The following is a 12,287-nucleotide window of genomic DNA, read 5'->3' on the forward strand; positions in this document are numbered from 1 at the left end:
ACCAGTCCTCAGCTGGGGCCGGCAAGCGCTTCACCGCGTCGTACGCAAATTGTGACTATGCCCGCTGCCGCAAGCGGCGCCTTCGCGCCCCTCTCCACGAACAGCGGGACGAAGTCCCGGATCGGGACGTCGTCGAACTCGGGACGGGATTGGCTCACGACCTGCGCGACCTCGTCGGTGGGAACCGCGGGGAACTGCTTGGCCAGCCGGTCGACCACTTCCCCGATCGCACGCTCTTCATCTGACCTGTCCATCTCCCCACGATGACTCGCGGTCCGGCCACGGACAAGGCCGTCCAACATTTGATCAACTCTGCGTCACCCAGAGGTGAGGGCGAGGTCGGGGAGTACGGCGCGGAGCTCGCGGCGGGAGGTGATGCCGAGCTTCGCGTAGACCTTGCGCAGGTGCCAGTCGACGGTGTGACGGCTGATAAAAAGCCTGGCGCCGATCTCGGGATTAGTGAGCCCGTCGCCGGCCAGCCGCGCGATCTGCGCCTCCTGCGCGGTGAGTGCCTGGTACGTCGCCACCGCCCGTGGGCGTACCGCCGTACCGGTGGCCAGCAGTTCGCGCCTCGCGCGCTCCGCGAACCCGGCGGCCCCGAAAGAGCTCAGCGCCTCGTGCGCCTCGGCGAGCTGGGTTCGCGCATCGGTACGACGACCGGCACGGCGCAGCCATTCGCCGTAACAGAGCCGGGTCCGCGCGAGGTCCAGCTGCATCTCGGTGGCACCGAGCCGCCGGATCGACTCCTGGTAGTACTCCCCGGCGTCGTCGCTCACCAGGGCCTGGCAGCGGAGCGCGATGCCGTGCGCGTAGTCGGTGTCCGCGGCCGCGGCCATCGCGCTCAACCGCCGTACTGCGTCATCAGCTTCCTCCGGCTGCCGGAGCCGCGCGGACGCCTCCACGAGCTCGACGAGTGCTCTCGACGCGAGACCGAGTTCGTCCGGGTTCTCACTCGCCCGCCGGGCTGCCGCCTGTGCTTCGTCGAAGCGGCCTAGGCCGTTGAAGAGCACCGCGGCGGCCCACTGGGTATCGCCGTAGGTCTTGGTCTGGCCGCGAGTGGACAAGTGCTCGGTGAGCAATACGATGGCGCGGTGTGTCGCCGCCTCGTTGCCCTTCCACGGCTCGATGAACACCGCGGCGTACGGGACCAGGAATCCGGCCCCGGTGGCCTCGCCGACCGCCGCCATCTCCGCTGCGACCGACTCGGCTGCGGCGATGTCGCCGGCGGCGACGCGGTTGGGGATCCGCAACAGCAGCGCGAGCAGGAGCGCCGCGAGCGCTCCCGTATCGCGCGCGACGTCGACAAGGTCGCCAGTGATGCTGCTCCAGCGCCGGGAATCCCAGAGCTCCCCCGCCATCCGCGACGCGAGTGGAAGCCACCCGAGCCCGTCCTGGACCGATAGCTCACCCTCCTCGAATCCCCTGAGTCCCCGCAGCACCGTCGGCGCGCCGGCGGCGTACCCCTGCGTGATCATCGTCGCCACGCCGTCCAGCAGGAGCTGCTCGCGTGACCGCCGCCCAGGTCTCGGGCCAGACAGCACAGCCCGCGAAATCGCGAGTACGTCGGGACCGGCGAAGCCCTGGGCGTTGATCGCCGCATGCAACGCGTCCCGGTACGTCGCGCGGGCGCGCGCGACATCGAGGGCTTCGAGCCGGCCGGCCGCGTCGAGCAGCAGCGGCACGCCCGAGCTCGAACTCCTCGTCGTGTCCAGGATCTGGCCTCGCAGCAGGCTCAGCAGGGCGGAGTCGAGCTCGTCGAGTGGACTCAGCTCCGCTGTCGCGGCCAGTTCGAGCGCGGCGTCGAACGCTCCTGCCTGGTACTTCGCCTGTGCCGCCGCAAGTGCCCGCGAACCGCGTCGCGTGGGGTCGGGGGTCAGCTCGACAGCGCCGCCGAGGAACGCCGCCGCGGCCGCGACTCCGCCTCGCGCCCGCGCTCGATCGGCGGACCGTTCGAGCTCGGCGGCGACCGCCTCGTCGGTTGCCGAGGCGGCGCGGGCAAGGTGCCAGACTCTCCGGTCGGGGTCGAGCTGCTCGTCCGTGGCTTCCGCCAAGGCCCGGTGAACCGCGCGCCGGGTCTCCAGATCAGCGACGCGATAGGCGGCCGATCGAGCCAGTGGGTGCCGGAACCGGACCCGGCTGTCGAAGGTGAGCAGACCGGACACGTCGGTGGTGAGAGTGGTGTCCGACGCGACATCGAGCCGTTCGGCCGCGCGGAGCAGCAGTGTGACGTCGCCGGTCGGTTCGGCCGCGGCCGCGCACAGCAGGCGCTGGGTGCCGGCCGGCAGCGTGCGGATCCGGTCGACGAACCCCTGCTCGATCTGGCCGGACAGCGGACGCGCGTCGGGGCGCGCGAAACCTCCGGCCAGCTCGGCCGCGGTCAACCCCCGCGGCAGCTCGAGGAGCGCCAGCGGGTTGCCGCGCGTCTCCGCGACGATGCGATCCCGGACCCGGTCGTCCAGCCTTCCGATGACGACCGAGCTGAGCAGGGCCCGCGCGTAGCCCTCGGTCAGCCCATCGATCCTGAGCTCGGGGAGGCCACCGAGGATCTCACCGCCCGGGCTCGGATCGCGGAGCCCGAAGACGAACAGGATGGACTCCGCCTGCAGCCTGCGGGCGATGAACGCCAGCGTCTGTGCCGAGGCGTGGTCGAGCCACTGCGCGTCGTCGACGACGCACACCAGCGGCTGGTCCGCCGCGGCGTCGGCGAGCAGGCTCAGCACGGCCAGGCTGACCAGGAAGCGGCTGGGTGTCTCGCCGTCCTCGAGTCCGAACGCCGTGGCGAGTGCGTCACGCTGCGGAGCCGGGAGTTCGCCGAGCTGGTCCAGCAGCGGTCCGCACAGCTGATGCAGACCGGCGTACGACAGCTCCATCTCGGACTGGACGCCGGCGGTCCGCACGACACGGCAGCCCGTGGACTGCTCGACCAGGTAGTCGAGCAGGGCGGACTTGCCGATCCCGGCCTCGCCACGCAGAACCAGCGCCGCGCTCCGCCCGGATCGCGTACCGGCCAGGAGGTGGTCGAGTGCAAGGCATTCGCTCCGACGCCCCAACAGCCCGGCGAGTGAACTGCCGGTCGTCCGCGCAGCCATGCGACGGACGATACTCCGCGCAGGTTGTTGCCCGATAGGCCTATCTCGCCGGACGAGCCTGCCCGAGCATCGCCAGTACCCGGTCGCGCAGGCGCACCATCGTTGCCGTGTCGCCCGCTTCGACGTTGAGTCGGAGGAGCGGCTCGGTGTTCGACGGGCGGAGATTGAACCACGCCCTGCCGGGCAGCGAGACAGTCAATCCGTCGAGGTGATCGGCCGTTGCGCCGTCGGCGACGAACCGGCCCTCGACCATCCGCAGGGCGGCTCCGCTGTCGCCGACGGTGAGATTGAGTTCGCCGCTGGCGACGTACCGCGCCAAACCTGCCGTCAGCTTGGACATCGGGACGTCCGTCCGGCCCACGGCGGCGAGGACGTGCAGCGCAGCGAGCATGCCGCTGTCGGCGTTCCAGAAGCGGCGGAAGTAGTAGTGCCCGGAGTGCTCGCCGCCGAACTCGGCGCCGGTGTCGGCCATCACCTTCTTGATGAACGAGTGCCCCACGCGCGTGCGGACCGATCGGCCGCCTTGCTCCGCGATCCGCTCGGGGACCGCTCGGCTGGTGATCGCGTTGTACACGATGGTGGCGCCGGGCCGGTCTGCGAGTACCTGGTCCGCGATCAGGCTCACGATGCTGCTCGGCGGCACGGGCTCGCCGGTCTCGTCCACGAAGAAGCAGCGATCGGCGTCGCCGTCGAACGCCAGGCCGAGGTCCGCCGCGTGTTCGCGGACCGCGGCACGCAGGCCGGCCAGGTTGGCCGGGTCCATCGGGTTCGGCGGACGGTGCGGGAAGGTGCCGTCGAGTTCGAAGTACAGCGGCACGATCTCCAGCGCCGGACGTTCCAGGACGACCGGCACGGTCCGGCCGGCCATGCCGTTCCCGGCGTCGACCACCACCTTCAGGCGCCGGATCCTGCCGAGCGGGACGAGACCGTGCAGGTAGTCGGAGTACGCCGGCAGCAGATCCTGGGTGTCCGTGCGGCCCGGCGTACCGTCATACGGCGGCAGGCCACGCTCGAGGAGCTTCCGGATGTCGCCGAGCCCGGTGTCCTGGCCGACCGGCGCGGCTCCTGCCCGGCACAGCTTGATCCCATTATACGCCGGAGGGTTGTGGCTCGCGGTGATCATCGCGCCTGGAACGTCCCGCTGCCCCGAGGCGTAGTACAGCAGGTCGGTCGACACGAATCCGAGGGCGAGTACGTCGGCTCCGCGGCTGTTGGCGCCCGCCGCGAAGGCCGCGGCGAGTCCTGGCGAGGAGACGCGCATGTCGTGGCCGACCGTGATCGTCCGCGCGCCGAAATGATGGACGAACGCCGCCCCAACCTGATGGGCCAGTGCCTCGTCGAGTTGGTTGGGCACCGTGCCCCGGAGGTCGTAGGCCTTCACTACGTCGTCGAGGTTGCGCATGTCAGGCTCCGTCGAGCCGGGCCACGCCGATCTTGGCGTCGGCCATCCCGTAGAAGACGTAGTGCACGCCCTCGATCTCCTCGATCGCGGTCGGGAACACGACGTTGGCGACCGTGCCGACCCGCTCGTCCTCGGTCTGCGGCGAGAGCAGCGGCTCCGGCGTCCGGTCCAGGACCTTGGTGACGTCGTCGGCGTCGAGCAGCAGCGCGCCGGCGGCGTACGTCACGCGCTGCTTCGTGGGGTCAAAGCCCTCCGGTTGCTCGCCGGTGACCCCGTGATGGATGACCAGCCAGCCGTCGCGCGTCCACAGCGGTGGGGGCCCGGCACCGATCTTCAGCGCCTCGAACGCGTACTCCGGCAACGCCACCAGCCGGTGGTGGCGCAGATGGACCAGGTTGCCGAGGTTGCGCTCGACCTCGGCGACCGGCACGAAGGACACCCAGATCCCGGGGCGCTCGTCCGCGACACCGGCCGGCAGCCGCACGCCCTCCCCGGTGCGAACCTGTCCGAGGTCCCACATCGGCCGGTGCAGCATCGCGTACGACAGGTCGCCGTCCGGGCCGGGGACCGGACGCGGGAAGAAGACCGTGTCCTTGTTCGAGAACAGGTTCAGGTCCGCGTCCAGCGACGCCTGGTACTCGAAGTGCAGCGGTCCGAGGCGCTGCCATTGCCGGAGGTTGAACGACACCGCGAGCGCCGGCCGCGGCCCGAACGGACCGTAGGCGACGTACGTCATCACGTTCAGTCCGAGCGCCGCGATGAAGGTGACGCGCGGGTCCTCCACCCCGGAGTGGTGCCGGCCGCGTTCCCAGCCCTCCTCCGGGGCGAGCGCGATGCCCTGGCGCTGCACCCAGGCCGGCACGCCGTCGCGGACCTCGATCCGGGCCAGCCCGATCCGCGAGACGTTGCCTGCGGCCACCAACCGCGGCAGCAGGTGCAGTTCGCCGTCCGGGGTCCGGCCGGCAGCCGGGTTCAGCACTCCTTCGACCTCGAACGCGTTGCCCGGCTCGGGTCGCATCAGTACGCCGCTCCGGGTCAGCGTGCAGCGGATCGTCATGGCGGTCAACCTTTCACTCCGGACTCGATGCTCTGGGAGATGAATTGGCGCTGGAAGATGATGAACAGGCCGACGGCCGGCGCGGCGAGCACGCAGGCCCCGGCGAGGACGGCGCCGAACGGGTTGGCGGCGCGCGCCGAGACCGTCGTCAGGTAGTTCGACAACGCGACGGCGAGTGGTTGCAGGTCCTGCTGCTTGGTGATCAGGAAGGGCCAGAGGAACTCGTTCCACGGGCCGATGAAGGTCAGCAGGACACCGGTCAGCAGCGCCGGCTTCACGAGCGGGATCGCCACGCTCCAGAGGATCCGCAGCTCCGACGCGCCGTCGACCCGGGCGGCGTCGAACAGTTCGGCGGGCAACAGCAGGAAGTACTGGCGGAACACGAACACCGCGGTCGAGTTGATCGCGAACGGCAGGATCATGCCCAGGTAGGAGTCGGCGAGGCCGTAGTTGCGCACGATCAGCACGTACAGCGGGATCGTGAGCAGCTGGAACGGGACGACCTGGACGAGCAGCATCAGGTTGAACACCGCGCCGCGACCGCGGAACCGCAACCTGGCGAGCGCGTAGCCGGCGAGGACGCCGCCGACGAGCGTGCCGAGCAGGACGCCGCCGGTGAAGACTCCCGAGTTGATCAGCGTGCGCCCGAGATTGATCGCCGCGTCGATCTCCGCGTAGTTGCGGCCGGTGAGGTTGTCCGGCCGCGGAAACGCTCCTCCGACGGACGGGTCCGGTTCGGCCTGCAGCGATCCGATCAGCATGTAGTAAAAGGGAAACAGGAACACGAAGGCGCCGAGGAGCAACGTCACGAACCTGAGCTTCATCAGTCGTCCCTCCCGACAAGCCGCCGTTCGACCAGGGCGAGCAGCAGTACGCCGATCACGAGCAGGATGCCGATCGCTGCGCCGATGTCCGGACTCCCCTGTTCGATGCCGCGCTGGTACATGATCAGGACGGGTGACGCAGACGCGCCGTCCGGGCCGCCGCCCCCGGTCAGCAGGTACGGCTCGGTGAAGAGATTCGCGCCGGTCACCGTCGCCAACAGGACCACGAGCGTCGTCGCCGGCCGTACCCCTGGAACGGTGACGTTCCAGAACGAGGCGAACCGCCCGGCACCGTCCATAGCCGCCGCTTCGTAGAGATCCTTCGAAAGGTTCTGCAACGCGGCGAGGTACAGCAGGATGAAGAACCCGAGCTGCTTCCAGGTGACGTACACGGCCACGGTCGGCATCGCGAGCGCCGAGCTGACCAGCCACGACGGATCCGGCGCGAGCGGACCGAGGATCGAGTTCACCAAGCCGTCGGAGTTGAACAGGAACAGCCAGACGCCAACGACCGCGACCGACGCCGTGACGTACGGCACGTAGTAGCTGACCCGAAAGAAGGTCCGCCACCGGACCGCCTTGTTGAGCGCCCCGGCGAGCGTCAAGGACAGCACAGCCGTCAGCGGGACGTTGATCACCAAGAAGATGCCCACGTTCACGAAGGACCGGCGTACGGCGGGATCCGCGAGCACAGTGCGGTAGTTCTGCAACCCGACGAAAGGCCGGTCGACCACGGCTCCAGGTGCCGCGAAGAAGTAGTCGTGGAACGAGATGTAGACCGCGTAGCAGAGTGGATAAGCGAAGACCACGAGCAGGAAGACGAGGTACGGCGTCACCAGCAGAGCGCCGATCGGCTGCCGGCCGTTGACCCGCCCGGGCCGGCCGCGCCGCGCGGGCACGCGGTGGTCCGGCGCGTCGCGGATCGTCGGTCGATCGGTCACGGTCATGGCTGCGACGCCAGTTCATCGACGCGCTTCGCGGCCTCGTCGAGCGAGGCGCCCGGATCCTGCTTGCCAAAGATGACAGACCTGGAGTACGCGTCCCGGAAGGTCTGCCAGATGGTGATCGAGTTCGGCACGTTGGGCACCTCGACGGTGCGGGCGGACTGCTCGGCGAACGTCCGGTAGTCAGGGTTCTTCGTGAAGTACTCCGGGTACGCCGACGCGACGTCGTTCCGCAGCGGCATCTGCCCCGTGAGTTCGAGGAACTTGCCGTCCTGCTCACTGCTGGTCGCGAACTTCAGCACGTCCCAGGCCGTCCCGCGGTTCTTGCACGCCGAATATATGGCGACGTTCTTCGCGTCCGAGAACGTGTGCGTCGCATCGGCCGCCGTACCCGTGGGCGTCGGCACCGGGGCGACGCCCCAGTCGACCTTGCCGCGGTACACCGACACCGCCCAGGGGCCGACGATCGCCATCGCGGCCTTGCCGTCCGCGAACGCGTCACCGGTGTACTTCTCCTGCCCAGCGAGCTTCTCGGCGTACATCGTCCGCCAGAACTGCGCGACCGCCCTACCCTCGTCACCGGCGAACGTCGCGTGCTTGTCCTCGATCAGCTGCTTCCCGCCGGTCGCGGCAGCGAACAAGGGATAGAAGTCGAACCACGACTGAAAGAACTCGTTGCTCGGCGCCGGCAGGATCGCGTACTGCGCTCCGCGGCCGGCGACGATCTTCCGCGACGTGGCGAGGAACTCCTCGTACGTCCCCAGCGGCGGGTTCCCGGCGTCGATACCGGCCTTCGCGAACGCCTTCTTGTTGTAGAAGATCATCACCGGGTTCGACTTCCACGGCAGCTGGTAGTACTTGCCGTCCGACGACTTGTACTGCTGCGCGACCTCGCCCGAACGGCCCTCGACGTACGACGTCCCGTCAGCGAAGGAATCGAGCGGTACCAGGCCGCCCTGCTTCTGGAACTGCGAGACGGACGCCGGCGACGTGTTGAAGATCAGACACGGCGCATTGCCGGCCGTGATCGCGGCGCCGATCACCTCCTCCGAGCTCTTCCCGGTCGGGATCTCCTGCGCGGTGACCAGCTGATCCGGATGCGCCGTGTTCCAGGCAGCCACCATCTGCTTGCCCCAAGCAACCTCTTCGAGATTGTTGGAGTACCAGACCGTGATCGGCCCGCGGGTCTCGATGCCGGTCCCGGCGTCGTCGCTGCCGCACGCCGCCGCGGCCGCCAGCACCGCTCCGAGCGCGACAGCCGTGAACGTTCGCCTCATGCGTCCTCCCAACGGATCTGTGGTCCCGTATGGAAGTCCGCACAACAACGTGGTTTGTGACGATGCGGCGGTGATCAGGCCTCGACGACGGAGGCCGCGTCGATCAGTGACGGTGCAAGTTGCCGACGTGACCTGACAGCCAGCTTGGTGAAGACCTTGCGGAGGTGCCAGTCCACGGTGTGCCGACTCAGGAACAGCTCGGTGGCGATCTCGGCGTTGGTGAGCCCGGCCGCCGCGAGATGGGCGATCTGGGCCTCCTGAGCGGTCAGCTCCTGCCGTACGTCGGTACTCCGGGTTCGTGCCTTCTCGCCAGTTGCCGCGAGTTCCAGGCGGGCGCGCTCCGCGAAGGCCACGGCGCCCATGTCGCTCAGGCTGTCGTGCGCGGTCCGCAACTGGTCGCGCGCCACTTGACGCCGGTCCTGGCGCCGCAGCCACTCGCCGTACAGCAGGTGCGCACGCGCCTTGTGGACGGCCATCCGGGTACGGCTCAGGCGCTCGATCGCCTCCTGGTACAGATCGTCGGCGCGCCGGCCGTCGGCAAGCAGCGCAGCCGAACGGGCCAGGATGCCGAGTGCCCAGTCAGTACCGGCGGCACTCGTACGATCCCGCAGTCGCTGCAGCGCGTCGCTCGCAACCGATGGAGCTCCACTCCGGACAGCGGCCTCCACCCATTCGGCGAGCGACCAGCCGAAGATGCCGAGGTCCTCCTGCGCGCAGGCGCTGCGGGCCGCCTCCATCGCCTTGTCGTAGTGGCGAAGTCCGTTGTAGAGCACGGCGGCCGCGTGATCCGCCAGGCTCAGCGCCCGGCCCTCGCCACGGGCGCGCGCGTCCCGGACACCGAGCTCGATCGACGCAAGGGCCGTCTCCTCGTCACCGCGCCATGCCTCGAGCAGGAAGCGGGCTTCCCGGGCCGGCGCGCTGGCCATCGACGCCGCGATCGAATCCGACTCGGTGAGCAGCAGGTTCGCGGCGACGAACTCCCCGGCGTGCAGGTGGAGCGCCGCGCGATAGGTCAGCGCCCCGGGCATCACGCCGAGAGCGCCGAGGCCGCGCGCCAGCTCGAGTCCACGACAGGAGAGGTCGTGCCAGGCGTCGTCGTCCCACAGTTCGGCCGCTACCGGGCAACCTCGCCAGAGCCACTGCACCACTTGTTCGTCGCCGCGCTGGGCAGCGTCGCGGAAGTCGTGCAGCGCCCTCCGGAGCGAGGGTACGGCGGCGTTGTAGCCGTCGGTGAACTGCGTGGCCACCGCGTCCAGCAGCAGGTCCATCGGCCCGGCCGGCGCAGCCGCCTGCCGCGCGGCGCGGGCGGCGGCGGCCACCTTCTCGAGGCTGCGCTCGGCACCGAGACGCCCCGCGAAAACCGCGGCGCCGAGTGCTTCGAGATACGCCTGGGGCGCGAACCGGTCGTCGAGGTCGGCAAGCCGGTTCGCAGCCTCCAGCAGCAGCGTGCCGGATTCGCCTCCGCGCTGCCGGGCGAACGCGAGCTGCGCGCGCAGCCGGGCGGCGTGTGCGGCTTGCAACTCGTCCGTCGGCCCGAGCGCGGCGATCGTCAGCAGCGCGTCGGCAGCGTCCGGCTCGCCCGCCCGGAACTTCGCGGCCGCCGCTGCCAGTGCCCGGGTCGCACGACGACCCGGATCCGGTGTCAGCTCCGAGGCGCGTTCCAGGCATGCGGCCGCAGCCGCCGCACCGCCACGTGCCTGCGCCCGGCCCGCGGCGCTCTCGAGCTCGGCCGCGACCTCTTCGTCCAGCCCGGCGGTCGCGTAGGCCCGGTGCCAGGCGCGGCGGTCGGGATCCACCTCGGCGTCGGTGGCCAGGGCCAGGGCGTTGTGCACCCGGCGCTGCTCGGCCGGGGACGCGGCGCCGTACACCGCTGAGCGGATCAACGGATGCCTGAACCGGACCCGGGCGCCGATGTGGACGAGATCCGCGGACTCGGCGAGGAACACCGCGTCGGGACTGGTATCGAGATACTCGGCCGCCCGCCACAGCAGGGCGGCGTCGCCGACCGGCTCGGCGGCCGCAGCCAGCAGCAACAGCCGGGTTTCGGGAGGCAGTTGGTCGAGACGCCGTACGAAGCCGTCCTCGATCCTGCTGGTCAGCCCGGGGCCGCCGGGGAGTCCGAATCCCGAGGCCAGCTGTCCGGCCGACAGACCCCGGTGCAGCTCGAGCAGTGCCAGCGGGTTCCCGCGGGTCTCGGCCACGAATGTGTCCCGGACCCGCTCGTCCACCACGCCGGTGATCACCGTGTCCAGCAGTGCGCGGGCGTCAGCGTAGCCGAGACCGGTCACGAAGAGCTCGTCGAGACCGGTCAGTACGTCGGAACCGCCGGGCTCACGGACGGCGAACACGAGCGCCACCCGCTCGGCGAGCAGGCGGCGCGCCACGAACGCGAGCGTCTGCGCGGACACCTGGTCGAGCCATTGCACGTCATCGACCAGGCAGACCAGCGGCCCGCGCTCGGCGGCTTCGGCCAGCAGGTTCAGCATCGCCACGCCGACCTGGAAGCGGTCCGGCGCACTCCCGGGAGCCAGACCGAACGCGGTGTCCAACGCGGTACGCCGTACGCCGGTGCGGAACTCGCCCAGCTGGGCACAGAGCTGGTGCAAACCGCCGAAGGGCAGCTCCACCTCGGACTCGACACCGGCCGCACGGACGACCCGGTACGAGGACGCGCGGGACGCGAGGTACTCCAGCAGCGCGGTCTTCCCGACACCGGCTTCACCCCGGAGCACGAGCACTGAACTGCGTCCCGCCCCCAGCTCCGCCACCATCCGGTCGAGAGTCGCGCACTCCGCCTGCCGACCCTCGAGTCGAGGGCTTGGGTGCCTGCTCGCCATATGCCACCGCCCAACCTCGAAGCCTATCCGCGCCCGGGCGACGGGCGCAACGGATCGCGATCAGCTCGCCAGCTCCTCGGAGAGCACATCCTCGAACCTGGACAGATCGCCCGACCGAGCGGCGACGGCGAACTCGTCCCGGAAGCGCCGGTAGCCGGCCACGCTCACGACAGCGCGCCGGTCCGCGGCAAGATGCGCGCGCGCCCGGCTGACGAGTTGCCGGCAGTTCGCCGGACGCAGGTTCAGAAACTCGGCGATCTGCCCGTAGGGGTAGCCGAACACGTCGTGGAGCACGAACGCCGCGCGTTCGCGGGGATTCAGCCGCTCCAGCACGACGTGCAGTGCCCGCTCCACGCCCTCACGGGTCTCGGCGACCGCCACCGGGTCCAGACCCGCGTCGCCGCGGTGCCGCTCGGTCGTCGCCAAGTCGATGAGCGGCACCGACGACTCGTGGCGGCGGTGGGCGGAGTCGAGCACGTTGATGGCCAGCCGCCGGGTCATGGTCGCAAGCAGCGCCGGTGGGTCCACCACCTGCGTCCGGTCGAGGTTCTGCCACCGGACCCAGGTCTCCTGTACGACGTCCTCGGCCTCGGTCCGGCTGGCGAGCATCCGGTAGCCGATGGCCATCAGTCGCGGCCGCATCTCGACGAAGGTCCGTACTGCCTCGTCGAGATCCTCACGTGCTGGCGACGGTACGGGCGTGCTCATGATCCGGCTCCCTCCGCGTCGCGGGCCGGTGGCCCGCCGTTGCCACCACCTTGCGAGCGGAGTCGCTGCCACCGCGTCCCGCGCGGCACGTGGTCCGCACCGCTACGAGTTACGTAGCCGGGCGCGAACCACGTGGCCGACGCGTAGTC

At 70.1% G+C, this 12,287-nt stretch carries 9 protein-coding genes; all 9 read right to left on the reverse strand.

Translation table 11 applies throughout. The features are described from left to right. Window positions 1-8 precede the first annotated feature (8 nt). The 9 genes from BJY22_RS35065 to BJY22_RS35105 all read right to left on the reverse strand — a co-directional run bounded on the left by BJY22_RS35065 (window position 9) and on the right by BJY22_RS35105 (window position 12,138). The gene (locus tag BJY22_RS35065) at window positions 9-254 is read right to left on the reverse strand and encodes a three-helix bundle dimerization domain-containing protein (RefSeq protein WP_167215734.1); all 246 of its coding nucleotides are present in this window, start codon (window positions 252-254) and stop codon (window positions 9-11) included. A 63-nt stretch (window positions 255-317) separates the two neighbouring features. Continuing rightward, the gene (locus BJY22_RS35070; RefSeq protein ID WP_167215736.1) at window positions 318-3,089 is read right to left on the reverse strand and encodes a helix-turn-helix transcriptional regulator; all 2,772 of its coding nucleotides are present in this window, start codon (window positions 3,087-3,089) and stop codon (window positions 318-320) included. Between the two features lie 40 nt (window positions 3,090-3,129). Beyond that, the gene (locus tag BJY22_RS35075) at window positions 3,130-4,491 is read right to left on the reverse strand and encodes a phosphomannomutase/phosphoglucomutase (RefSeq protein ID WP_167215738.1); all 1,362 of its coding nucleotides are present in this window, start codon (window positions 4,489-4,491) and stop codon (window positions 3,130-3,132) included. Window position 4,492: 1 nt separating this feature from the next. Beyond that, entirely contained in the window at window positions 4,493-5,548 is a 1,056-nt protein-coding gene (locus BJY22_RS35080) for a glycoside hydrolase family 130 protein (RefSeq protein WP_167215740.1), read from the reverse strand. Between the two features lie 5 nt (window positions 5,549-5,553). Then, the gene (locus BJY22_RS35085; protein ID WP_167215742.1) at window positions 5,554-6,372 is read right to left on the reverse strand and encodes a carbohydrate ABC transporter permease; all 819 of its coding nucleotides are present in this window, start codon (window positions 6,370-6,372) and stop codon (window positions 5,554-5,556) included. Continuing rightward, the gene (locus tag BJY22_RS35090) at window positions 6,372-7,319 is read right to left on the reverse strand and encodes a carbohydrate ABC transporter permease (protein ID WP_167215744.1); all 948 of its coding nucleotides are present in this window, start codon (window positions 7,317-7,319) and stop codon (window positions 6,372-6,374) included. Before BJY22_RS35090 ends, BJY22_RS35085 begins: the two co-directional genes overlap by 1 nt. Further along, window positions 7,316-8,593, reverse strand: a complete 1,278-nt coding sequence (locus tag BJY22_RS35095) for an extracellular solute-binding protein (RefSeq protein ID WP_167215746.1) — start codon at window positions 8,591-8,593, stop codon at window positions 7,316-7,318. The genes BJY22_RS35090 and BJY22_RS35095 overlap by 4 nt, the downstream gene beginning before the upstream one ends. Window positions 8,594-8,667: 74 nt before the next feature. Beyond that, window positions 8,668-11,430: a LuxR family transcriptional regulator gene (locus tag BJY22_RS35100; RefSeq protein ID WP_167215748.1), complete on the reverse strand. Its 2,763-nt coding sequence runs from the start codon at window positions 11,428-11,430 to the stop codon at window positions 8,668-8,670. A 60-nt stretch (window positions 11,431-11,490) separates the two neighbouring features. Continuing rightward, window positions 11,491-12,138: a sigma-70 family RNA polymerase sigma factor gene (locus BJY22_RS35105; protein ID WP_167215750.1), complete on the reverse strand. Its 648-nt coding sequence runs from the start codon at window positions 12,136-12,138 to the stop codon at window positions 11,491-11,493. Window positions 12,139-12,287 lie beyond the last annotated feature (149 nt).

The sequence above is a fragment of the Kribbella shirazensis genome, from assembly GCF_011761605.1.
Lineage (GTDB): Bacteria > Actinomycetota > Actinomycetes > Propionibacteriales > Kribbellaceae > Kribbella > Kribbella shirazensis.